At 65.9% G+C, this 23,949-nt stretch carries 22 protein-coding genes; 18 read left to right on the forward strand and 4 right to left on the reverse strand.

Features of this window, described 5'->3' with window-relative positions; genetic code table 11:
• The first annotated feature begins 4 nt into the window (after positions 1-4).
• The 17 genes from F816_RS0106095 (at position 5) to F816_RS0106175 (ending at position 15,584) form a co-directional block, all read left to right on the forward strand.
• Positions 5-517, forward strand: coding sequence for an Rrf2 family transcriptional regulator (locus F816_RS0106095; protein ID WP_019593963.1), 513 nt, complete (start codon positions 5-7; stop codon positions 515-517).
• A 6-nt stretch (positions 518-523) separates the two neighbouring features.
• On the forward strand, positions 524-1,747 hold the full coding sequence (locus F816_RS0106100; RefSeq protein WP_018145988.1) for an IscS subfamily cysteine desulfurase: 1,224 nt from the start codon (positions 524-526) through the stop codon (positions 1,745-1,747).
• A 54-nt stretch (positions 1,748-1,801) separates the two neighbouring features.
• Positions 1,802-2,212, forward strand: a complete 411-nt coding sequence (gene iscU / locus F816_RS0106105) for a Fe-S cluster assembly scaffold IscU (protein ID WP_018145987.1) — start codon at positions 1,802-1,804, stop codon at positions 2,210-2,212.
• A gap of 7 nt (positions 2,213-2,219) precedes the next feature.
• Positions 2,220-2,543 (forward strand): iron-sulfur cluster assembly protein IscA, encoded by a 324-nt coding sequence (gene iscA, locus F816_RS0106110; RefSeq protein ID WP_018939093.1) that lies wholly within the window; start codon positions 2,220-2,222, stop codon positions 2,541-2,543.
• A 105-nt stretch (positions 2,544-2,648) separates the two neighbouring features.
• Complete coding sequence (gene hscB, locus F816_RS0106115; protein WP_019593964.1) at positions 2,649-3,173, forward strand: Fe-S protein assembly co-chaperone HscB; 525 nt, start codon at positions 2,649-2,651, stop codon at positions 3,171-3,173.
• 31 nt (positions 3,174-3,204) lie between these two features.
• Positions 3,205-5,088: a Fe-S protein assembly chaperone HscA gene (hscA, locus tag F816_RS0106120; RefSeq protein ID WP_019593965.1), complete on the forward strand. Its 1,884-nt coding sequence runs from the start codon at positions 3,205-3,207 to the stop codon at positions 5,086-5,088.
• Between the two features lie 4 nt (positions 5,089-5,092).
• Entirely contained in the window at positions 5,093-5,431 is a 339-nt protein-coding gene (gene fdx / locus F816_RS0106125) for an ISC system 2Fe-2S type ferredoxin (RefSeq protein ID WP_019593966.1), read from the forward strand.
• A 14-nt stretch (positions 5,432-5,445) separates the two neighbouring features.
• Complete coding sequence (gene iscX, locus F816_RS0106130) at positions 5,446-5,649, forward strand: Fe-S cluster assembly protein IscX (RefSeq protein ID WP_019593967.1); 204 nt, start codon at positions 5,446-5,448, stop codon at positions 5,647-5,649.
• Between the two features lie 457 nt (positions 5,650-6,106).
• The gene (gene ndk, locus F816_RS0106135; RefSeq protein WP_018145981.1) at positions 6,107-6,538 is read left to right on the forward strand and encodes a nucleoside-diphosphate kinase; all 432 of its coding nucleotides are present in this window, start codon (positions 6,107-6,109) and stop codon (positions 6,536-6,538) included.
• 108 nt (positions 6,539-6,646) lie between these two features.
• Positions 6,647-7,780: a bifunctional tRNA (adenosine(37)-C2)-methyltransferase TrmG/ribosomal RNA large subunit methyltransferase RlmN gene (locus tag F816_RS0106140; RefSeq protein ID WP_019593968.1), complete on the forward strand. Its 1,134-nt coding sequence runs from the start codon at positions 6,647-6,649 to the stop codon at positions 7,778-7,780.
• Positions 7,777-8,547, forward strand: coding sequence for a type IV pilus biogenesis/stability protein PilW (gene pilW / locus F816_RS0106145; protein ID WP_019593969.1), 771 nt, complete (start codon positions 7,777-7,779; stop codon positions 8,545-8,547). Before F816_RS0106140 ends, pilW begins: the two co-directional genes overlap by 4 nt.
• Positions 8,544-9,713, forward strand: a complete 1,170-nt coding sequence (locus tag F816_RS0106150) for a helix-turn-helix domain-containing protein (RefSeq protein WP_019593970.1) — start codon at positions 8,544-8,546, stop codon at positions 9,711-9,713. Before pilW ends, F816_RS0106150 begins: the two co-directional genes overlap by 4 nt.
• A 46-nt stretch (positions 9,714-9,759) precedes the next feature.
• Positions 9,760-11,040, forward strand: coding sequence for a histidine--tRNA ligase (gene hisS, locus F816_RS0106155; protein ID WP_019593971.1), 1,281 nt, complete (start codon positions 9,760-9,762; stop codon positions 11,038-11,040).
• A gap of 23 nt (positions 11,041-11,063) precedes the next feature.
• Positions 11,064-11,678, forward strand: coding sequence for a tetratricopeptide repeat protein (locus tag F816_RS0106160; RefSeq protein ID WP_018145976.1), 615 nt, complete (start codon positions 11,064-11,066; stop codon positions 11,676-11,678).
• 45 nt (positions 11,679-11,723) lie between these two features.
• Positions 11,724-12,884, forward strand: a complete 1,161-nt coding sequence (gene bamB, locus F816_RS0106165; protein ID WP_019593972.1) for an outer membrane protein assembly factor BamB — start codon at positions 11,724-11,726, stop codon at positions 12,882-12,884.
• A 49-nt stretch (positions 12,885-12,933) separates the two neighbouring features.
• Positions 12,934-14,385, forward strand: a complete 1,452-nt coding sequence (gene der / locus F816_RS0106170) for a ribosome biogenesis GTPase Der (RefSeq protein WP_019593973.1) — start codon at positions 12,934-12,936, stop codon at positions 14,383-14,385.
• A gap of 89 nt (positions 14,386-14,474) precedes the next feature.
• Positions 14,475-15,584, forward strand: coding sequence for an aminotransferase class I/II-fold pyridoxal phosphate-dependent enzyme (locus F816_RS0106175; protein ID WP_038085502.1), 1,110 nt, complete (start codon positions 14,475-14,477; stop codon positions 15,582-15,584).
• A 207-nt stretch (positions 15,585-15,791) separates the two neighbouring features.
• Here the strand turns inward: F816_RS0106175 and F816_RS0106180 are convergent, their stop codons facing one another.
• The 3 genes from F816_RS0106180 to F816_RS0106190 are packed head-to-tail and all read right to left on the reverse strand — an operon-like array spanning position 15,792 to position 20,554.
• Entirely contained in the window at positions 15,792-17,459 is a 1,668-nt protein-coding gene (locus F816_RS0106180) for a Na/Pi symporter (RefSeq protein ID WP_019593975.1), read from the reverse strand.
• Between the two features lie 44 nt (positions 17,460-17,503).
• Complete coding sequence (locus tag F816_RS0106185) at positions 17,504-18,895, reverse strand: sodium-dependent transporter (protein ID WP_019593976.1); 1,392 nt, start codon at positions 18,893-18,895, stop codon at positions 17,504-17,506.
• A 21-nt stretch (positions 18,896-18,916) separates the two neighbouring features.
• A complete protein-coding gene (locus F816_RS0106190; protein WP_019593977.1) occupies positions 18,917-20,554 on the reverse strand; it encodes an alpha-D-glucose phosphate-specific phosphoglucomutase in 1,638 nt (545 codons plus the stop codon).
• A gap of 418 nt (positions 20,555-20,972) precedes the next feature.
• On the opposite strand from F816_RS0106190, the gene F816_RS0106195 reads away from it, so the two are divergent.
• Positions 20,973-21,458, forward strand: a complete 486-nt coding sequence (locus tag F816_RS0106195; protein ID WP_026333154.1) for a DUF1249 domain-containing protein — start codon at positions 20,973-20,975, stop codon at positions 21,456-21,458.
• A 343-nt stretch (positions 21,459-21,801) separates the two neighbouring features.
• On the opposite strand, the gene F816_RS0106200 is transcribed toward F816_RS0106195, so the two are convergent.
• Positions 21,802-23,937 carry an EAL domain-containing protein gene (locus tag F816_RS0106200; protein WP_019593979.1) on the reverse strand — a complete coding sequence of 712 codons (2,136 nt, stop codon included), beginning with the start codon at positions 23,935-23,937 and terminating at the stop codon, positions 21,802-21,804.
• Between the last annotated feature and the right edge of the window lie 12 nt (positions 23,938-23,949).

Below are 23,949 nucleotides of genomic sequence, written 5' to 3' on the forward strand. Positions count from 1 at the left end.
AACCATGAAACTGACGACCAAAGGCCGGTACGCCGTCACCGCCATGCTCGATGTGGCGATGCACACCCGCAACGGGCCGGTATCCCTGGCCGAAGTGGCGCGGCGGCAGAAGCTTTCGTTGTCCTATCTGGAGCAGCTTTTTTCCAGGCTGCGTCGCAAGGGGCTGGTGAACAGCAGTCGCGGGCCGGGCGGGGGCTATGCCCTCAGCCGTGAACCGGAAGGGATCAGCGTGGCCGACATCGTGGTCGCCGTGGACGAGCCGGTCGATATGACCCGCTGCGGTGGCAAGGCCAACTGCAACAAGGATTCGCGCTGCCTGACGCACGATCTGTGGACCGATTTGAGTCAGCAGGTCTACGACTTCCTCAGCACCCGTTCGCTGGGCGACGTACTGCAGCGCCATCGAGAACAAATGGAAAAAGACGGTGTGCAGGAGGTCGTGATGCACGGCGCCTCTCTGCAAGCCTCGACCGGAAAAAGCCATGCGACCGCCAAAGCGGCCGCGGAAAGGAGCTAACGCGCAATGAGTGACCTGAAACTGCCGATCTACCTCGATTATTCCTCGACCACGCCGGTTGACGAGCGCGTGGCCGAAAAGATGGCCGGCTGCCTGACCAAGGACGGCCTGTTCGGCAATCCCGCTTCGCGCAGTCACAGCTTTGGCTGGAGCGCGGAGAAGGCCGTGGAGAACGCTCGCGGCCAGGTCGCCGAGCTGGTGGGCGCCGATCCCAAGGAAATCATCTGGACCTCCGGTGCGACCGAGGCCGATAACCTGGCGATCAAGGGTGCCGCGCACTTCTACCAGCGCAAGGGCAAGCACATCATCACCGTGAAGACCGAGCATAAGGCTGTGCTCGACACCACGCGTCAGCTGGAGCGCGAGGGCTTCGAGGTCACTTATCTGGGTGTGAAGGAAAACGGCCTGATCGACCTCCAGGAGCTGCAAGACGCGATGCGTGACGACACCATCGTAGTCTCGGTGATGCACGTGAACAACGAGATCGGCGTCATCCAGGACATCGAGGCGATCGGCAACCTTTGCCGTGAGCGCGGGATCGTGTTCCATGTGGATGCGGCCCAGTCGACCGGGAAGGTCGCAGTCGACCTGTCCAGCCTGCCGGTGGACCTGATGAGCTTCTCTGCGCACAAGACCTACGGCCCGAAGGGCATCGGCGCGCTGTTCGTGCGCCGCAAGCCGCGTGTGCGGATCGAGGCGCAGATGCACGGCGGCGGCCACGAGCGTGGCATGCGCTCCGGCACGCTGGCACCGCACCAGATTGTCGGCATGGGTGAGGCCTTTGCGCTCGCCGGTGCCGAGATGGGCCCCGAGCTGGAGCGCATCCGCATGCTGCGCGACCGTCTGTGGACGGGTCTCGACGGCATGGAAGAGGTCTATCTGAACGGCGATCAGGAACAGCGCGTGGCGCACAACCTGAACGTGTCCTTCAACTTCGTCGAGGGCGAGAGCCTGATCATGGCGCTGCGCGACATCGCCGTGTCCTCCGGCTCGGCCTGTACCTCGGCGAGTCTGGAACCGTCCTACGTCCTGCGTGCCCTGGGCCGCAACGACGAGCTGGCCCACAGCTCCATCCGCTTCTCCATCGGTCGCTATACGACGGTGGAAGAGGTCGACCACACGGTCAAGATTGTGCGCGCCGCGGTCGCCAAGCTGCGCGAACTCTCGCCACTGTGGGAGATGTACCAGGACGGCGTCGATCTGAGCACCGTCGAGTGGGCGGCCCACTAGGGGTCCGCTCGACACCACTAACGCAACGCGTACACACGCAACAGGAGAACGGTCATGGCTTACAGTGACAAGGTTCTGGACCACTACGAAAATCCGCGCAATGTCGGCAGCTTCGACAAGAACGACGACACGGTCGGCACCGGCATGGTCGGTGCCCCGGCCTGCGGCGACGTGATGAAGCTGCAGATCAAGGTCAACGACGACGGCATCATCGAGGACGCCAAGTTCAAGACCTACGGTTGCGGTTCGGCGATCGCTTCCAGCTCGCTGCTCACCGAGTGGGTGCGGGGCAAGACCCTGGAAGAAGCGAGCCAGATCAAGAACACCCAGATCGCCGAGGAACTGGCGCTGCCGCCGGTGAAGATCCACTGCTCGGTGCTGGCCGAGGACGCAATCAAGGCGGCCGTGTCCAACTACCAGGAGCGCCACGGCGAGGCCGCGGAAGCCGAGAAGAAGTCTGCCTGAGGGTGCTATGTCGATTACAGTGACCGAACCCGCAGCCGAAAGGATCCACAACTTCCTCGACAAGAGAGGCAAGGGCGTGGGCGTGCGGCTGGCTGTCAGGACGACCGGCTGCTCCGGCATGGCCTACGTGGTGGAGTTTGCCGACGATATCGAGGACACCGATACGGTGTTCGAGGATCGCGGCGTGAAGCTGGTGGTGAATCCGAAGTCCCTCGTGTACCTCGATGGCACCGAGCTGGATTTCGGCAAGGAAGGCCTGAACGAAGGGTTCAAGTTCAATAATCCGAACGAGAAGGCCCGATGTGGCTGTGGTGAAAGCTTCAGTATCTGACTGACGATCGCATCCGGGGTGGTGCATGGCGGCCGATTGCTGGTCGTCGTCCCACCCCTTTTCTTTTGTCAGTGCGTCACCAGTGCTTCTTGAGGCCGAGGTTTGATGAACGACCCATTCGAGCAGTTTGATCTGCCGGTCGCCTTCGAGGTGGACCGGCAACAGCTGGACGAGCGCTTTCGCCGCCTGCAGGCAGAGTTGCATCCGGATCGCTTTGTGCGCCAGGGCGACCAGGCCCGGCGCATGGCGGCGGCGGTGGCGGCCGACGTGAACGAGGCCTACGCGATCCTCGGGGATGACTACCGCCGTGCGCTGCACCTGCTGGAGCGCACCGGCGTGGCGTTCGACCCGGAACGCGATACCAGCCAGAACATCGAGTTCATCGAGGCGCAGATCGAGTGGCGCGAACGCATGGAAGAGGCCGCGGCGGCCAGGGATGGTGCCGCGCTGGAGGCCGCCGGCAAAGAGCTGGAGCAGGCCCGCGCCGAGGCACGGGCAAAGGTCGCGGATGCCCTGGAGGATCCAGTGGCCCCGGCGCCCGAGGCCAAGGACCGAGTGCTGGAATTGCGCTTTTTCGACCGCTTGCTGGACGAATTGAAACGAACCCGACAGAACCTGGCGCGCGGTTGATCCGTGGCCATGTGAAGGAGCCGAACACCCGATGGCGTTATTGCAGATCACCGAACCCGGAGCCGAGTCCGCGCCGCATCAGCGCCACCTCGCGGCCGGGATCGACCTCGGCACGACCCATTCGCTGGTCGCCACGGTGCGTAGTGGCGAGGCGGATACCCTGCCGGACGAGCAGGGCCGGCATATCCTGCCGTCGGTGGTCCACTACGCCGCGGATGCGGTGAGCGTGGGGTATGCGGCCGCGGAGCACGCGGCGGATGATCCGCACAACACCATCGCCTCGGTTAAGCGCCTGATCGGGCGCGGCGCGGCGGATGTCGCGCGCCTGTCCGGCGAGCTGCCGTTCCGCCTCAAGACCGGCGAGTCCAGCGTGCCGCGGATCGAGACGGCCGCTGGTGACAAGACCGCCGTCGAGGTGTCCGCCGATATCCTTCACACCCTGCGCCAGCGGGCCGAGGCGACCCTGGGCGACGAACTCGAGGGCGTGGTGATTACCGTGCCCGCGTACTTTGATGATGCCCAGCGCCAGGCCACGCGCGATGCCGCGCAATTGGCGGGGCTGAACGTTTTTCGCCTGATCAGCGAACCGACGGCCGCAGCGGTGGCTTACGGGCTGGATCAGGGCGAGGAGAGCACCATCGCGGTTTACGACCTGGGCGGTGGGACCTTCGATATCTCCATACTGCAGTTGCGCCGCGGGGTGTTCGAGGTGCTGGCGACCGGCGGCGACTCGGCCCTGGGCGGCGATGACATCGACCGCACCATCGCCGACTGGCTACTGAACCAGGCCGGGATGGGCGGCGAGAACGACCCGCAGCGCCTGCGTCGGGTGTTGCTGGCCGCGCGCCAGGCGAAGGAGGCCCTGACCGATGCCGCGAGTACTGTCGTCGAGGTTGTACGCGCGGACGGCTCCATCTGGTCCGGCCAGCTGGATCGGGAAACCCTCGTGGGGCTGGCGCGTCCATTGCTGGATCGCACCATGAAGGCCTGCCAGCAGGTCCTCGCGGATGCCGGCCTGGAGACGGGTGCGATTGGCGAGGTCGTGCTGGTGGGTGGCTCCACCCGTATGCCTGCGGTGCGCGAGGCGGTGGAAGGGTTTTTCGGTCGGGTACCGCATGCCGGGATCGATCCGGACCGCGTGGTGGCGATTGGCGCCGCGCAGCAGGCCGACATCCTGGCCGGCAACAAGCCGGATACGGAACTGCTGCTGCTGGACGTGATCCCGCTGTCCCTGGGCCTGGAAACGATGGGTGGCCTGGTCGAGTTCATTGTCCCGCGCAACACCACCATCCCGGTCTCGCGGGCCCAGGAGTTCACCACCTTTAAGGATGGTCAGACGGCGATGTCCCTGCATGTGGTACAGGGCGAGCGCGACGTGGTGGACGCCAACCGCTCGCTGGCCCAGTTCACCCTGTCCGGCATTCCGCCGATGGTCGCCGGCGCGGCGCGCATCCGGGTGACCTTCCAGGTCGATGCCGATGGGTTGTTGAACGTGACCGCGCGCGAACAGACCCAGGGCGTGGAGGCGCATATCGAGGTCAAGCCGAGCTATGGGCTGACCGATTCCGAGATCGAGCAGATGCTGCGCGACTCGGCATCGTCGGCGCGCGAGGATATGGAGGCCCGCCGCCTGCGCGAAGAACAGGTGGAGGCCGACCGCGTGCTGGAGGCGATCGACGCCGCGCTGCAGACCGATGGTGATCGCTACCTGGAGCCGGAGGAGCGCCAGACGATCGAACAGGCGCGCGATGCCCTGCGCGCCGAACGCGAGAAGGGCGACGACCCGGACACGATCGAGGCCGCGCGCAAGCGCGTCGAGCAGGCCTCCGAGGCCTTCGTCGCGCGGCGCATGAATGACAGCATCCGGCGGGCACTCGCCGGTCACAACGTTAGCGAATACGACGCAGGGAACTGAGAACATGCCCCAGGTAATCTTTCTACCCCACGAGGAAATCTGCCCTGAAGGCGCCTCCCTCGAGGCCCCTTCGGGCATCAGCATCTGTGATCTTGCACTGCAAAACGGTATCGAGATCGAGCACGCCTGCGAGAAGTCCTGCGCCTGCACGACCTGTCATGTCTATGTGCGTGAAGGCCTCGACAGCCTGGGTGAGGCCACCGAGGACGAAGAAGACATGCTCGACAAGGCCTGGGGGCTGGAGCCGGACTCGCGCCTTTCCTGTCAGGCCATTGTGGCCGACAGTGATCTCGTGGTGGAACTGCCGAAGTACACCATTAACCAGGTCTCCGAGAACCACTGATCAAGGACCAAGCGATGAAGTGGACCGATACCCAGGAAATTGCGATGCAGCTGACCGACGAACACCCGGACGTCGATCCGCGCCATATCAACTTCGTGGATCTGCGCCAGTGGGTGATGAACCTGCCGGAGTTCGACGACGACCCCGAGCGCTCGGGAGAGCGCGTCCTCGAGGCGATCCAGCTTGCCTGGATGGACGAGGCCGACGTCGACGACTGACGGGTTTTTGGATCGACCACGAAGCACACGAAGAAGGGCAAGACCCTTTTTAACAACAGATGGCACAGCGTTCGCGGAGAAGACCCAACGAAGAAGGGTAGGATGTGATGAGCGCAGCGAATCGCATCATGTCGCGGTCCGGAGCTTCCCGGTTCCCGAGTTGATGCGTTTCGCTACGCTCAACTGCATCCTAATTGCTTAATTTCCTTGGTTGCCTCTGTGTCCTCCCTGCTCTCTGTGGTGAAAAGCCCTTGACCTTCTTCGTGCCTTCGTGAGCTTCGTGGTGAAATCGGGTCTTTGGCCGTCGATTGCTGTGAAGGCGTCAGGTCGCTAGACTACGCGCCGCACGTTGCGTCCGCGTCTTTCTTGCGTTGGGAACCCGCCGTTCGGCGGGTTCTCGCGTTTGCAGCCGGGCCCAGCGACCGATATTCAATCCAAGTACCAGGAGAGCCGCCCCATGGCCGTTGAACGCACCCTTTCCATCATCAAGCCTGACGCCGTTGCCAAGAATGCCATCGGCGACATCATCAGCCGTTTCGAAAAGGCCGGCCTGAAGGTCGTTGGCGCGCGCATGATGCACCTGAGCCGCGAGCAGGCCGAAGGCTTCTACGACGTGCACAAGGAACGCCCGTTCTTCAACGATCTGGTCGAGTTCATGATCTCCGGCCCGGCGCTGGTGCAGGTCCTGGAAGGCGAGGACGCCATTGCCAAGAACCGCGACATCATGGGTGCGACCAACCCGAAGGAAGCGGCCCCGGGCACCATCCGTGCCGACTTCGCCGTGTCCATCGACGAGAACGCCGTACACGGCTCTGACGCCCCGGAGACCGCCGAGCGGGAGATCGCTTTCTTCTTTGGCGACGACGGCGTCTGCCCGCGTACCCGATAAACGGGCCCGCATGCGCTACGGGGCCCGGTTGTACCGCATACCGGGCCCCGTAGGCAGGCATCCCTTCGGCACAGTACACTAGGGGACTTGAGCCAACCGGTCCCTGTTATGGCACACGCATCCTCCACCCCCCTGAATCTCCTGGGCTACAGCCACCAACAGCTCGTCGAGCTGCTGGCGCAGTGGGGTGAACCGCGTTTTCGTGCCACCCAGCTGATCAAGTGGATCCATCAGCGCGGGGTCACCGACTTCGGACAGATGACCGACGTGTCGCGCAAGCTGCGCGATCGCCTGGTACGCGAGACCGAGATCCGCGTGCCCGAGATCGGTCTGGAAAAGGCTTCCTCCGACGGCACCGTCAAGTGGGTGCTGCGGCTCCCCGACGGCAATGCCATCGAGACCGTCTTCATCCCCGAGGGCGGGCGCGGGACGCTGTGCATCTCCTCCCAAGTCGGCTGTGCGCTCGACTGCACCTTCTGCTCCACGGCCCAGCAGGGCTTCAACCGCAATCTCACCAGTGCCGAGATCATCGGCCAGGTGTGGCTGGCCATGCAGCGGCTCCCGGCGCCGGACGGCCGCAAGCGCGCGGTCAGCAATGTGGTCCTGATGGGTATGGGCGAACCGTTGGCCAATTTCGATGCGGTGGTCCCGTCCTGTCAGTTGATGACCGACGACAATGCCTACGGTCTCAGCCGCCGCCGCGTGACCCTTTCGACCTCCGGCCTGGTTCCAGCCCTCGATCGCCTGAGCGCACATACCGATGTCGCTTTGGCCGTCAGCCTGCATGCGCCCAATGACGCGTTGCGCGACCGTCTGGTGCCGATCAACCGCAAGTACCCGCTCGCCGAGCTACTGGACAGTTGCCGCCGCTACGTGGAGGCAACCGACGCCCACAGTGGCGTGACGTTCGAATACGTCCTGCTGGCCGGCGTCAACGACCAGCCCGAACACGCCAACGAGCTCGCCGGGCTGTTGCGGGGTATTCCCGGCAAGATCAACCTGATCCCGTTCAACCCGTTCCCGGGGGCTCCGTTCGAACGTCCGTCGGAGGCCACCGTTCTGGCCTTTGAGCGACGCCTGCAGAAGGCCGGCTACGTAACCACCGTCCGGCGCACCCGGGGCGACGACATCGATGCCGCCTGCGGGCAGTTGGTGGGGCAGGTCGAGGATCGAACCAATCGTGGCATGCGCATGTTCCGCCTGCATGCCGAGTTGCCACAGACGGATCGGAGGGCTTCATGACTGGACGCGCGGGTTTGCGCATCGCCGGGGTTCTGACCCTGGCGCTGCTGCTGGGTGGCTGTGCCGCCACGGCCGACCGACCGGTCTCCGGCGAACGCGAGGATGCCGCCGAGGTGCATGCCGAACTGGGTATCGGCTATCTGCGCGAGGGCGAGTTCGAGCAGGCCGAGCGCAACCTGCGGCGGGCGCTGGACTATGACCCCGGCTATGTCCTCGCCAATATCGGTATGGCAGCGATCTACGAGCGCAAGGACCAGCTGGACCGTGCCGAGGAACACTATCGCCGGGCCCTGCGGCGCGACGAGGACAACCCCTTTGCGCAGACCAACCTGGGCGCGTTGCTTTGCGCCCGCGAGGACTTCGACGAGGCTCAGGCGTTGTTCGCCAAGGCGATTAAGAATCCGGATTACGATCGCCGCGACATCGCCCACATGAACTCCGGCGTCTGTCACGCGGACGCGGGTGATGCCGAGGAGGCCGAGCGGCAGTTGCGCCGGGCGCTGGAACTCAATCCGCAGTATCCCCGCGCGCTTCTGGAAATGGCGCGGCTGACTTATCAGGACGGCCGGCCGATGCAGACGCGGGCCTTCCTGCAGCGATTGGACAGCCAGGGGGTCGAGAATGCCGAGACTCTGCTGCTGTGCTATCAGGCCGAAAGCGCGCTGGGCAACAGCCGCGCGGCCAACGCGTGTGCCGAGCGCCTGAGTCGCCATCACCCGGACAGCGACGAGATGGCCGAGCTGCGCCGGCTGGAGCGTGAAGGGTGAGCGATCCACGCGACAAGGAACCGGGCCTCGGGCGAGTCGAGGATGTCGATGATTCAACGAACAACGTCGCCTCCCTGCGCACCGAGGGTTCGGACCCCGATCCGGAACCGTCCTTCTCCGCCGCGCATGGTCTGACCACCCGGGACCACCCCGAGGCATCCGGACCGGAGGCGCCCCGGGGTGAGGACGAGCCCGGCGCCAGTCTGCGGCGGGCGCGTGAGGCGGCCGGTATGGACACCGCGACCCTGGCCAGCCGCATCCACCTCGGGCGCGGCACCCTGGAAGACCTGGAGGCCAATCGCTTTCATCACATGCCACCGGCGTACGTGCGCGGCTATCTGCGCTCCTGCGCACGCGAGCTGGGCGTGGCCGCGGATCCGTGGATTCAGTCCTTCGAGAGCCACGGGATGGTCGACCCCGAACTCCGGGCCGTCGCAACTCCTTCCGCGCGCGGCCGTCAGCGTCGGCGTGGCCGCGGTATCTACTGGTTCGCCTTGCTGCTGGCCGTGATCCTGCTTGGACTTGGGGTCTATGCCTGGAGCGAGCGCACGGATACGCCCGGGTGGCCGTCACTGAACCTGGGCGAGGCGCGGGATGCCGTCCCGAGCCTCGCCGATTTCCAGACCCCGGACGCCGAAAGGCCCAGCCCGTCGACTGCCGGGAGCACCGATCCGGAGCCCGCTACGCCCGCGCCGGAGGCCCTCCCGGAGGGCACCCAGCCGGAGCCGGTGGGTGCCGAGGGATCGGCCGGTGCCCCGGAAGCATCCTCGGAATCCACTGTGCTGGCTGAGGCCCTGACCGAACGCCTGGCCGTGCCGGAAGAGCCGGTCACGCCAGAGCCCCCCGTGCGGGCCGAAAGCGCAGCCCCACTGGATGCTTCCCCCGTAATCGAGACTTCCGGTGAAGGTCCGGTGGCGGGTGAGGGCGCGCAACTGGTGCTGGAATTCGGCGAGACCTCCTGGGTGGAGATCCGCGATGCCGCCGACGAGGTGGTTTTGACCGGCGTGCTCAGCTCGGGTGACCGCGAGGAAATTCGCCTGGATCTGCCTGGCCGGGTGATCCTGGGCAACGCGTCCGGGGTCTCGCTGACGCTGGATGGCGAGCCGGTGGACGTCGAGACGCATATCCGGAGCGACCGCACCGCGCGCTTCGATCTGGAAGGCTGAACCCGGGTCTTTCCGGCAGGCCATCACGTACAAACAAAAAGACACCATGAAAGCGATCAAGTCGATCCGCGGGATGCATGACATCCTGCCCGAGTCCATTCATGTCTGGCAGCATCTGGAAGCCACCCTGCGCGAGGTTGTGGAGGGCTACGGCTACCACGAGATCCGCATGCCGATCGTGGAGGCGACCGAGCTGTTCAAGCGCTCCATCGGCGACGTCACGGATATCGTCGAGAAGGAGATGTACACCTTCGAGGACCGCAATGGCGACAGCCTGAGCCTGCGCCCGGAAGGCACCGCGAGTTGCGTGCGCGCGGGGATCCAGCACGGGCTGCTGCACAACCAGGTGCAGCGACTGTGGTACCTGGGGCCGATGTTCCGCCACGAGCGCCCGCAGAAGGGGCGCTATCGCCAGTTCCACCAGGTTGGGGTCGAGGTGTTCGGGCTGTCGGGGCCGGATGTCGACGCCGAGATGCTGGCGATGACCGCGCGGCTGTGGCGCATGCTCGGGCTCTCGAATGTGCGCCTGGAGCTGAACACGCTGGGGACCCCGGAAAGCCGGCAGCGTTATCGCGACCACCTGATCGCCTATTTCGAGCAGCATCGTGACGCCCTGGACGAGGAGGCGCAGCGCCGGCTCTATGACAACCCGATGCGCATCCTCGACAGCAAGCATCCCGATACCCGCGAGGTGGTCGCGCAGGCCCCCAGCCTGATGGACGATCTGGACGCCGAGTCGCGCGCCCATTTCGACGCCCTGTGCGCGCATCTGGACGCGCTGGGCATTGCGTACGAGCACAACCCGCGCCTGGTGCGTGGGCTCGATTACTATACGCATACGGTATTCGAGTGGATCACCGAGGATCTCGGTGCCCAGGGTACGGTCTGCGCCGGCGGGCGCTATGACGGCCTGGTCGAACAGCTCGGTGGCCGTGGCACCCCGGCGATCGGGATGGCGATGGGCCTGGAGCGGCTGGTTGCGCTGCTGGAGGCGCGCGAAGACGCCCCGGCAGCGCCGGGTCCGGATGCCTACCTGATCGTCGGCGGCGATGAACTGGTCGGCCCGGCACTGCAACTGGCGGACCAGCTGCGTGGCGAATTGCCGGGGCTGCGACTGGTCCAGCACTGTGGTGGCGGCAGCTTCAAGTCGCAGATGAAACGTGCCGATCGTCTGGGGGCGCATTATGCCCTGGTGCTCGGTAGCGACGAGCATGCCGCAGGCACCGTCACGGTGAAGCCGTTAAGATCGCAGGGCGGCGAGCAGGTGGCCGTCGACCGTGCAGCCCTCGCCGACCATCTGCGCACGGCTCTGCAAGAGCGCTCGTAGTCAACGCAAGGATAGAGAACACGATGAGTTATCTCACCGACGAAGAAAAAGCCGAACGCATCAAGCAGTGGTGGGCGAACAACGGCATGGCGATTGTGGCAGGCCTGGTTCTCGGGGTCGGCGGCCTGTTCGGCTGGAACTGGTGGAGCGATCGCGAGGAATCGCGCGCCCAGGTGTCCTCCGAGATGTATCAGGCCCTGCAGGTCGCCGGTCAGACCGGCCAGACCGATCGCGCGCTGGAACTGGCCGACGCGGTGATCGAACAGGGACGGGGTACGCCCTACCGCGCGCTTGCCTGGGTCTACCGGGCCGATGTGGCGATCGCTCAGGATGACACCGACACCGCGATCGACGCGCTGCAGGCTGCGCGCGACGCGGCCCCCGATCGCGGCTATCGCGAGGTGCTGACGCTGCGCCTTGCGCGTCAGATGATCCTGGCCGAGCGCCTGGATGACGCCGAGGCGACCCTGGCGGACGTTCGCAGTGATGCCTTCACGGGGCTGAAGCGCGAGCTCGAAGGGGATCTGGCCCGCGCCCGTGGCGATCGCGAGCGGGCCCGCGAGCATTACGAGGCTGCACTGGACGCGGGGCACAGCCCCGAGTACCTGCGTCTGAAATACGAAGAACTTTCCGTCTAGAGGACCCGTCGCCTGATGTCTGTGCCTTCCCTTGCGAGTCCGGTCGTGCGCCTGCTGATTGCCAGCGCGCTGATCCTGTCCCTGAGCGCCTGCGGTCTGTGGTCGCGCGATACCACCGAGCCGCCGGCGGACCTGCCGGAGTTCGAGGCCGAAGCGCAGCCGGAGCGGCTGTGGTCGCGCTCGGTGGGCAGTGGTGGAGAGCGTTTCCTGTGGCAGGTCTATCCTGGAATCACCGACGACCTGGTCGTGATGAGCGACGCCGCCGGGCGGGTCTCCGGTCTGAATCCCGACGGTGGCGGCCAGCGCTGGCAGGTGCGCCTGGATGATGCCCGGGTCTCCGCGGGGGTCGGCGTCGGTGACGGCCTTGCCGTGGTCGGCACGCTGGACGGCTACGCCATCGGCGTCGATCTGGACGGCGATGGCGAACGCTGGCGTGCGGCGCTCTCCAGCGAGGTGCTGGCAGTCTCGGACGTGTCCGGCGGGCTGGTCATCGTGCGTACCAACGACGGCCGTATCCATGCCCTGGACGCCGACTCCGGCGCCACCCAGTGGACCGCGCTGCGCACCACGCCCTCGCTGAGCCTGCGCGGGGCCCAGCGCCCGCAGATCACCTCCGGCCGTGTGCTGGCCGGGTTCGACAACGGCCGCCTGCTGATGCTGGGGCTCAACCGCGGCAACGTGCTGTGGGAGACCACCCTGGGGGTCCCCACCGGGCGCACGGAGGTCGAGCGCATGGTCGATCTGGACGGGCATATCCCGATGTATCGCGGCGCTGCCATTGCGGCCACCTACCAGGGCAGGCTCGCGGCGCTGGATCTCAACTCCGGCGAGATCTTCTGGGTCCGTGATTTTTCTTCCTATCAAGGCGGGGATGTGGATACGCGTTCCGATGTCCTGGTCGTGACCGATGCCGAGAGCCACCTGTGGGGCCTGGAACCCCGCAGTGGTGGTGATCTGTGGCAGATGGATGGCCTGCGCCTGCGCGGTGTGACCGCGCCGGTGGTGGTGGGCCAGCACGCCATCGTCGGTGACTATGAGGGCTACCTGCACTGGATCGACGTCGAGGACGGGCGCATTGTCGCCCGGCTGCGCGCCAGTTCCGGTTCCGTGGTTACGCGTCCCACCCTGGTGAACGGCACGCTGTATGTCGTCACCGACAACGGGCAGCTGACGGCCGTGAATCCCTCAATCCGGGGTGACGAGTGAGCCACAAGGTTCCAGGGCACCGGGTTCTCCGCGCAGGGCGCAGCCGCAGATGATTCCGGTTATCGCCCTGATCGGTCGGCCGAATGTCGGCAAGTCCACATTGTTCAATCAGCTCACGCGCTCGCGCGATGCCCTGGTGGCGGACGTCGCCGGACTGACGCGTGATCGCCAGTACGGCATTGGCAAGGTCGGCGACTTTCCCTATCTGGTCGTGGACACCGGCGGGCTTTCGGGCGAGGGCGCGCAGATGGACCGGGCCATGGCCGAGCAGACCCAGCGCGCGGTGGCCGAAGCCGATCATGTGTTGTTCCTGGTGGATGCCCGTGACGGCCTGACGCCGCAGGACCAGGCGATTGCCGATCAGCTGCGCGGCGCCGGTGTAAAGGCGCGTGTAGTGGTGAACAAGACCGATGGTCTGGATGCTGATTCCGTCAGTGCGGAGTTCTATGCGCTCGGGCTGGGGCAGGTGACGTCCATTGCCGCGGCACACGGGCGTGGCGTGCAGGGCCTGATGCAGGCGGTGCGCAAGGACGTGGCGGCCGCACGCCGTGCAGCCAGTGAAGATGCCGAAGACGACGACGCAGCCAGTGACGGTCTCGACGAGGCGTCACAACAGGCGGCGCTGGATGACTGGCCGGGCATTCGCGTGGCGATCGTCGGGCGCCCCAACGTTGGCAAGTCGACTCTGGTGAATCGTATCCTGGGCGACGAGCGCGTGGTGGCCACGGAAGTGGCCGGTACGACCCGCGACAGCATCTTTGTCCCGTTCGAGCGCGACGGTCAGGAGTACACCCTGATCGATACCGCCGGGGTACGCCGCCGTGGCCGGGTCCACGAGGTGATCGAGAAATTCAGCGTCATCAAGACGCTGCAGGCGATCGAGTCCGCCCACGTGGTGGTCCTGGTGGTGGACGCCCATGCCGGGCTGTCGGATCAGGATTCCCACCTGCTGGGGATGGTGATCGAGGCCGGGCGCTCGCTGGTGCTGGCCGTGAACAAGTGGGACGGCCTGGACGACCACGCGCGCGAGCGTATCCGCGACGAACTGGACCGGCGCCTGGGGTTTGTCGATTTTGCCCGCATGCGCCTGATCTCGGCCTTGCACGGCACCAATGTCGGGCATCTGCTGGACGACGTCTGCGAGGCCCACGCCAGTGCCTTCCGCAAGATCTCCACGCCGGAGCTCACGCGCCTGCTGGAGGCCGCGGTGGCGGAACACGCGCCACCGATGATCAGCGGACGGCGCATCAAGCTGCGCTACGCGCACCAGGGTGGTCAGAACCCGCCGGTGATCGTGATCCATGGCAATCAGACCGATGCGCTGGCCGGGAGCTACAAGCGTTACCTGGAAAACTTCTTCCGCAAGCAGCTCAAGCTGGTCGGGACACCGTTGCGGCTCGAATTCCGTTCCGGGCGCAACCCCTACGCGGGCCGGCGCAACAAGCTCACGCCGAGACAGCAGTACAAGCGCAAGCGCCTGATGCGGCACGTGCGCCGCTGATCATCGGCGTGTCCTCGCAGTCCCCCGCCAATTCGACCGGTGCCCCGGCGCTGTCGGCGTTCGCGGAGGTCGTCGAACCGTTTCGCGTGATGGATATCCTGGCCCGGGCCCAGGCGGCCGAGCGCTCCGGGCGCGATATTATTCACCTGGAAGTGGGGGAGCCGGACTTTCCGACACCGCCCCCGGTGATCGCGGCTGGGCGCGCCGCGCTGGCAGACGGGGATACCCGCTACACCCCCGCACACGGGACCCAGGCCCTGCGGGAGGCGCTGTCCGCAGACTACCGGCGACGCCATGGCGCCGAGGTGGATCCTGAACGGATCGTGATTACCGCCGGGGCCTCCGCGGCCATCCTGCTGGCGCTGGCGGCGGGCGTGAATCCGGGCGAGGAGGTCCTGCTGCCGGACCCGGGCTATGCCTGCAACCGCCAGTTCGTCACCGCGCGCGGGGCGACGCCGGTGGGGCTGCCGGTGCAGGCCGAACATGCGTTCCAGCCGACCGCCGAGTCCATCGCCGCTGCCTGGGGTGCGAATACTCGGGCGGTCCTGCTGGGCTCGCCGGCGAATCCGACCGGGACCTGCCTGTCGCGCGATCGGCTGGCCGCGATCGTCGAGGTGGTGCGTGAGCGCGGCGGGCTGGTGATCATGGACGAGATCTATGCCCAGATCGTGTTCGAGTCGCCGGAGCCCAGTGCGGCCGCGGGCTTTCCCGATGTGGTGGTGATCAACTCGTTCTCCAAGTACTTCGCGATGACCGGGTGGCGCCTGGGCTGGATGGTGGTACCCGAACCCTGGGTGGACCCGGTGCGGCGTCTGGCACAGAACCTCTTCGTGGCGCCGGGTAGTGTCGCCCAGACCGCCGCGCATGCGGCGTTTACGCCGGAAACCGAGGCCCTGCTGCAGTCCCAGGTCCAGGAACTGAAGGCGCGCCGGGATGTGTTGCTCGCGGCGTTGCCCGGTCTCGGCCTGGAAGTGCAGGCACGGCCGGAAGGTGCGTTCTATATCTGGACCGACTGCCGCGCGCATGGGGCCGACTCCGAGGCCCTCTGTGCCCGCATCCTGGACGAGACGGGGGTGGCCCTGACCCCGGGCACGGACTTCAGCCCGACCCGGGGGCGCGATTACCTGCGGATCGCCTACACCCAGTCCGAGCCCCGCCTGCGCGAGGCGATCCAGCGCCTGAGCAGCTTCCTGGGCTGATACGCGTTTCGCGTCGTCACGGGCGTTCCCCGAACGAACGTCGTCGCCTGGGTCGACGGGGCATTGCCTATCGGTGCGTTTCCGTTGCCGCCGGGTATTCCCCCGCGAGGCCGCTGCCCACCCAAAGAGCATCGTTTCTACCCAGGGCGTCGAGCGCGATGACCGCTCGGGCGCGGGTGGTTCGAGCATGAATGGGCACGTGGTGATCTACGCGCTGGCGGCGGCGGTCCCGGCGGCCTCGTAGCGCGTGCCCTCCGGAGAGGCCAGCAGCAGGGAATAGCGGCGCAGCAGCCAGACCCCGCGCTCGAACAAGCTGGTGGCGCCGAACACCGCGTCGCGGGTGCTGCCGACCAGCTCGCCGCTGCTCAGCAGGCGGCGCCGGATCGAGTCCATCAGCTCCGAGCGGTCGTGGGTCAGCGATTGCAGCAGTTGGATGTCGTCGGCATCCCCGGTGCGTGCTGCATCGTTCAGGGTCAGCAGCATCATGTGGAGGGTCTCGACCAGGCCATGGGTCAGCGCGCGCGCCTCGGCAGAGTCCTCGCCGGTGCGCGCGCGTTCGACTTCGATGACCAGGTCGTTGAGGGTCTCCTGCAGCGACGCGATCAATTCGTTCCGGCTCTTCAATACGATCGCATGGTCCAGGGTGTCACCGCTAAGGGCGCCGGACAGGATCTCGTCCAGGAATTGGGCGGTCGCGTCCGCGACCTGGGTCCCGCCGCGCTGCAGGCTCACGCGGTCGTGGTGGGGCTGCGTGATCTCGTCGCGCACGCCGTCGAGATATTCCGGCAGATGACGCAGCAGGCGCAGTTGCTCCTGTTCGGCCAGCACCAGGGCGCTGCCCGCGTCGTTCTGGGCTCCGGCGTAGAGAAACTTCGGCTTGCCCAGGGCTTCCTCCGCAGTGGGTGGCGCCTTGCGTTCCAGATAGTCGGCGACGCGGTGGTGGAACGGGTGCATGACCGCGTCGCAGGCAATCTGGTAGAGCACATAGGACAACGCGATCTGGAAGCCGACCCCGACCGGGAGTGCAGCCAGCAGGGCCGCGACCAGCGGGATGCCGCCGTAGAACTCGATCCAGAACAGGGGCAGCAGCAAGGCCAACCCCATGGCCTTGAGGATGAACTGGTAGAGCGCCAGCTGACGCCCGAGCCCTTTGTGCGAGGCGGCCAGCACCAGGGTGCTGATGCCGGTACCGAAGCCGGCGCCGTAGACCACCATCAACCCGTACTCCAGATCGATCACACCACTGGCGGCGAGCGCCATGGTCACGATGGTGATGCTGGAGGCGGAGTGGGCAATGACCGCGAACACCAGGCCGGTTACGAATGCGATCAGCAGGGATTGCGCCGACAGGGACATCAGCTCGGTCATCCAGGGGAGGTCGGCCAGTGGCTTGGCGCCCTCCTTGATGAAGATCAGACCCAGAAACAGCAGCCCGATGCCGAGCAGGGCGCGGATCAGATGGCGCAGGCGGGCAGACTGGTCGCGGTCGAAATAGAACAACAGGCCGGTTACGCCGACCAGCATGAACACCATCAGGGTCAGGTCCAGCGCGGCGATCAGTACCAGCAGCGACGTCCCGAGATTGGCGAAGTTGATGACCGGCTGGGCGCGGCGTGCATCCAGCACACCGGCCTTCACCAGCGAGATCAGCACGAAGATTACGGCATGGATGCTCTGGCTGATGGCCCCGCCCACCAGCCCCAGCGCGGCAGCCGAACGATCGCTTCCGGTCGCCCGTCCGACCAGGGTGCGCAGGCGCCGATCCGCCAGCTGACGCAGATGTTCGCTGATCAGGCGGATGCCGACGAAGAAGAGTCCGAGTCCCGCGAACAGGGTGGCGGCGATCTCCAGGGTGATGATCCATTCATCATTCATTGGCGTATTCTAACGATGCCTGGAGCCGCAACGTGCAGCGGAGATCAGGCTAGCGGTAGATGACCTCCCAGATCCGACAGCTGCCAGAACAGTCCGAGCAGGGCCACGGGCGCGAGATAACGCATGATGACGCGCCACAGGGGGTAGGCGGTTCGGTTCGGTCCCATCTCCATCGTGGCGATGTGGCGGGGGATCACCCAGCCCGCGAACAGGGCGATCAGCAAGCCGCTCAGGGGCAGCAGGATATTGATGGAGGCATGCTCCATCAGGTGGTAGAGCGTGGGCAGTTCACGGCCCAGGAGAGTCAGTTCGATCTGCGCCCACTCGGCACCGGTAAACGAGGCAATGGTGACCAGGCTCAGCCCCCAGATCGCGAGCCCGGAGACCATCGCCGCCCCCGCCGGATGCATCCCGAACCGCTCCCGTAGCAGGTGCACGAAGACCTGCACATTGGCCAGCATGGTGCTGAAGACCCCGATGCTCAGGACCGCGAAGAACACGGTGGCGAGCAGCACGCCGGCCGGGATCGCCGACAGTGCCAGGGGCAGCGCCTCGAACATCAGGCCTGGGCCGGCAGCGGGATCCAGGCCGTAGGCGAACACAATCGGAAAGATTGCGAGCCCCGCGAACAGCGCGATCGCGGTATCGGCGATTGCGACGCCGATGGCGGTGCCCGCGATGGAGGTCTCCTGCGGCAGATAGGCGCCGAACATCATCAGGACCCCGGAGGCGAGGGTCATGGTGAAGAACGCGTGACCGACCGCGATCAGGATGCTGTGACTGTCCAGGGCCGCGAAGTCCGGGAAAAACATGAACTCCAGGGCCCGCGACACATCGCCGATCAGCATCGCGCTGCCCATCGCAACCAGGAGCAGCACGAACAGGAGCGGCATTAGCCAGCCGGCCCAGCGTTCCAGCCCGTTCCGCAGTCCCAGTGCCACCACCGCGCAGGTGCCGAGGATGACGAGCGTGGTCCAGAACAGCATTCCCGGACCCGATGTGGTGATCGCCTGGAAGGTGACGCTGACCTCGCCCGGGCTGGCACCTGCGAAGGCTCCGCTGGCGGCCTGAGGTACATAGGCGAAGACCCATCCGGCGACCACGACGTAAAAGGTCATGATGAGGAACAAGGCCAGGATGCCGATCCAGCCGACGATGGCCCAGGTATCGTGGGCACGGCTTTCGCGGGCCACGGCCAGGGCGGCATATCCAGGCGAGCGGCGGCCGCGGCGGCCGATCATGACTTCGGCCATCATCACCGGTATCCCGATCAGGGCGATGCAGCCGAGATAGATCAGCAGGAATGCGCCGCCGCCGTTCTGGCCGAGGATGTAGGGAAACTTCCAGATATTGCCGAGCCCCACCGCCGAGGCGGTGGCGGCGAGCACGAACGCATAGCCGTGCGTCCAGCGTTGCCGGGTGGCAATGACGTCCATGGGACCGGCACGCGCAACCGATCAGGTTACGACGTCGGGTCCTTGGCGTCTCGTCAGGCCGGGGATGTCGCCCAGGCGCGATGCGGCGGCAATAAGCGGTCCCAGCAGTTCCTGGGGGTCGGCATCGAGGTGTTCGGGATGGGTCTCGTGCTGCTCGATATACAGGCGCAGGGTGGCGCCCTCGGTGCCGGTGCCGGACAGGCGGAAGACGATGCGGGCACCGCTCTCGAACAGTACCCGCAGGCCCTGGTGCTCGGTCAGGCTGTTGTCCACCGGATCGCGATAGGCGAAGTCGTCCGCCTGGGCGACGCGCATGCCGGCCAGGGACTGGCCCGGCAGCACGGATAGCTGCTCGCGGATGCGCGCCATCACCTGTTCGGCCCGCACGCTCTCCACCGCTTCGTAGTCGTGGCGCGTGTAGTAGTGGCGGCCGTACTGGCGCCAGTGATCACGCACGATTTCCTCGACCGACTGGCGGCGTACGGCCAGCAGGTTCAGCCAGAACAGCACGGCCCACAGGCCGTCTTTCTCGCGTACGTGATCGGAACTGGTGCCAAAGCTCTCTTCACCGCACAGGCGGATGCGCCCGTCGTCCAGCAGGTTGCCGAAGAATTTCCAGCCGGTGGGGGTCTCGAAGCAGGGGAGGGCCAGCTTCTCGGCGACCACGTCCACCGCCTGGCTGGTGGGCATGCTGCGGGCCACGCCCTTCAGGCCGTCGGCGAACGCCGGGATGTGATGGGCGTTGGCGGCCATGATGGCGAGGCTGTCCGACGGCGTGACGAAAAACCGGCGCCCGAGGATCATGTTGCGGTCGCCGTCGCCGTCCGACGCGGCCCCGAAATCCGGGGCGTCCCGGCCGAACAGGGCCTCGCTCAGCTCACGCGCATGGGACAGATTCGGGTCCGGGTGACGGCCACCAAAGTCGGCCAGCGGTTCCGCGCGCAGGATGGTGTCGGCCGGGGCGCCGAGGCGGTTGACCAGGATCTCTTCGGCGTACGGGCCGGTAACTGCGTGCATGGAATCGAAGCGCATGCGGAAATGGTCGGATCGCAGCAGTTCGCCGATGCGGTCAAAGTCGAACAGCGTGGCCATGTAGTCGGCGTAGGTGCCCACGGGGTCGACGACCTCGATGTCCATGTCGCCCATCTGTACTGCGTGTAGATGATCGATGTCGACATGCTCTGCGCCGTTGGCGATGCGGTAATGGCTGATGCGGGTGCTCTGTTCGAAGATCGCGTCGGTCACCGCGTGCGGGGCCGGGCCACCGTTGGCGGTGTTGAGCTTGATGCCGAAATCCCCCTCCGGCCCGCCCGGGTTGTGGGAGGCGGACAGGATCAGGGCGCCGGTGGCCCCACGAGACCGGATCAGGTGCGAAGCGGCCGGTGTGGACAGCAGTCCGCCATGCCCGATGGCGACCTTCTGCACCCCGTTGGCTGCGGCCATGCGCAGGATGACCTGGATCGCCTCGCGATTGTGGAAGCGCCCGTCGCCGCCGACCAGCAGTTCCCCGTTCTTCAGATCCGGGCAGGCATCGAAGACGCTTTGGATGTAATTCTCCAGATAGTGCGGCTGGCGGAATTGCCGGACGCGCTTGCGCAGACCGGAGGTGCCGGGTTTCTGATCGGGAAAGGGCTGGGTCGTGACGACACTTATGTCCATGGGGCGCTCATCCTTGTTGTCCAGGGAGACGCTGAGCAATGCGGACGCTCGCGCTCGAGTCGATTCTGTGGCCTGACAGGGCGTGGTGACTGGCGTGCAGTCGCTCGGCACAAGGGAGCCGTCTTGCGGGCAACGGGTCCGTGTTCATCCAGCACGGGCGGCCGAGCCCCGTTTTTCGATGGCCTGTGAGGTTGCGGCCCCGTGTTCCGCAGTCCTGTGTTGCGCCTTGATGAGGACAAGAACGGGCCGGTAGCACCTGCGTGCTGGGTCGGGTCTCGGAGAACATAGACACCAACGCGTGCGAGTACAACATTGCTCGGCACCTCCCCTGCCGACGTTACCAAAAAGCCCTGGGGGTGTCCTGCTCTGGATGCAGACAATCGGTGTCCCGCGCAACGGTGCTGTTAGACTGCGCGACATGTTGCTGGAGCGTAAGACCCCGTCCCATCTGGAGCCCAGGCCCGAGAGCTTTGCGGCGCTGATGGAGATGTACGAGGAGAACTACCTCGCACTGCGGCGTTTGTGCCCCGAGCTCGAGCGCCAGCCGTTGCGGTCAGTCTCGCGGGTGGAGGGTGCGCTGGATCTGTACCTGGAGGTGCTGGAGCGCACCCGCTACACGACCACGCTGCACCTGACCTACCAGTTCGACCACCAGGGCGAGCGGCGGCAACAGCCGGACATGCGCGTACGCATGTTCCATGATGCGCGGCAGGCGGAGGTGCTGGAACTGCACTGCCGCACGATGGGCGACGGCCGCGCGCCGGAGATGCTGACCGGGCACCCGGGCCTGGTCTGCCGCTGGAGGCATAACCGGTTCCTGTACAAGTGGCTGCGCTACTGCCTGCGCCAGGGACACCGCTTCCTGGCCGATGCGGCGCCTGAGGTGGTCGCGGCCGATTCCTAGGGAAACACTGATCAATGAACGCGTTCGCGCTCGAGTCGCTTTTGCGTGCGAACAAGGCGCGGTGACTGCCGTGCAGTCATTCTGCACAAGGGAGCCGCAAGGCTGTGCGCGCGCCCGTTTTCGTCAACAACGGGCGGCCGATCCCCTGCTTTCAATAACGTGCGGGGTTGGCACCCCAGGTTCCCCGATCCTGCGTTGCGCCGCTTACAGGTAGAACCACTACCTGTTGCACGACGCGCCTTGTCTCGGAAAACCTGGGGTACCAACGCGAACGCGTTCATTGATCAGTGTTTCCCTAGGGACACGCAATGGAGTCGCAGCGTCTCCCGGGTTGCCGGAGAGGCTACTGGCAGGTAGTGGGTGCGGCGAAAAGTGCCTCGTTTTCCAGCAGGGTATGCAGTGGTGCCGGCTGGCCGAACAGGAAGCCCTGAACCATCGGGCATTCCAGGTCGCGCAGATAGTCGCGGTGGGCCTCGGTCTCAACCCCCTCGGCCACGATGTTCATGTGCAACCCGCGGGCCATGGAGATGATCGCGTTGACGATGCAGGCCTCGTCCTCGCGGCAGATCGTATGGGTAAAGCTGCGGTCGATCTTGAGCGTGTGAATCGGCAGCTTCTGCAGGTAGCTTAGTGACGAATAGCCGGTGCCGAAGTCATCCACCGCGATCTGCACGCCGGCGGCCCCGAGACGGTTCAGCTTGTGCACCGTGTCCGGGGTGTCGCTCATCAGCAGGTTCTCGGTGATCTCGACCTCCAGAAGGTCGGGCGGGAAGCCCGTCTCGCCCAGGATGCCGAGGAAGTCCTCGACGAAGTCGTCACGCTCGACCAGCACGGGCGACAGGTTCACCGCCAGGCGCAGTTCCGGGTAGCCGGCGCGGCTGTGGCGCTGCATTTCGCGGATGGCGGTGCGCAGGGTCAGACGGTCGAGATCCACAATCAGGCGGGTCTCCTCGGCGACCGGGATGAACTCGGCCGGGCCCAGCAGGCCGAGCGTGGGGTGATCCCAGCGGATCAGGGCCTCGACGCCCACCATATGCCCGGTTTCCGTATCCACCTGCGGCTGGTAGAGGATATGAAACTCGTCGCGCTCGAGTGCGCGGCGCATGTCCTGTTCCAGTTGCAGTCGCCGCGGCGGATGGCCGCCCATGTCCGGGCTGTACACGCGCACACCCGTCTTGCCGCTGCTCTTCTCGCGATACATTGCGATATCCGCATTCTTGATCAGGGCCTCGAGGTTGTCGCCGGCATCCGGGTAGATCGCGATGCCGATGCTGGCCCCGACGAACAGCTCCTGGTCGCCGATCTTGAAAGGGGCCTGCAGGCTTTCCAGGATCTTGTCGGCTACCTGAATGGCGGCCTCGTTGCTGGCCAGTCCCGGGATCAGCAGCGTGAACTCGTCGCCACCGAAGCGTGACAGCGTGTCGACCTTGCGGATGCAGGCTTGCAGCCGTTGGGCGACCTCCTGCAGCAGGCGGTCGCCCACGGTGTGACCGAGGGAATCGTTGATCACCTTGAAGCGGTTCAGGTCGATGAACAGCACCGCCAGTTGGGTGCCCGAGCGGTGCGCATGCGAGATGGCTACATCCACCCGGTCGCGGAACAGGGCCCGGTTGGGCAGTCGGGTCAGGAGGTCGTGATAGGCCTGGAAGTTGATGAAGGCCTCGGATTCCTTGCGGTCGGTGATATCCCGTGCCGTGCCGTAGATCAGCGTTTCGCCGTTGTCCGCGTCGTCGCTGTTGCTGGACGGCCACACCGCGAGCTCGAAGAAGCGGCGGCTGCGCGAAGGCGTGCCGGGCTTCAGGGCCAGTTCCACCGAGCGGATGTGGGGGTGCGGGCTGGCGGCCTGTTCGAAGAAGTATTCCGCCTTGTCGCGGTCGTCGGGTTCGACGAGGTCGAACACCGAGCTGTCGATCAGATCGCGGCGGGCATAGCCCAGTAGCTCGTGTACACGTGAATTGACGAAACGGAAGCGATGGTCGGCGCCGAGAACGAAGACAATATCCGGGGAGTTATTGACGATCACCCGGTGCAGGCGCTCGGACTTCTCCAGGCGGGTCCGCATGGTCCGATTGGCGTCCTCCAGCGCCTTGTGGTGCAGGGCATTGCGGACGGTGGCCAGTAACTCGGCGGGTTCGTAGGGCTTTTTCAGGTAGTCGTGGGCGCCCTCGCGCAGCGCGCCGGCGACATCCTCCACCGTGCTGTTGCCACTGACGACCACGGTGAGGGTCTCGAGCCCGGCGGCTTGCATGAAGCGCAGCACGTCCAGTCCGTTGAGTTCCGGCATGGTGAGGTCGAGCAGCAGCAGGTCGTAGTGCTTTTCGCGCAGGGCCTCGATGGCCGCGCCACCCCCCGCGGCCGTCCGCACGGGGTAGCCCTGAATGGTCAGGAGTCCGCGCAGGCTCTCGAGCAGGCCGGGATCATCATCGGCAATGAGGATTCTGACGGATTGCGGGTCGATCGGCGCGTCGCGTTCGGGCATCGGGGTCTCGTG

This window comes from Thioalkalivibrio sp. ALM2T (genome assembly GCF_000381505.1).
GTDB lineage: Bacteria > Pseudomonadota > Gammaproteobacteria > Ectothiorhodospirales > Ectothiorhodospiraceae > Thioalkalivibrio > Thioalkalivibrio versutus.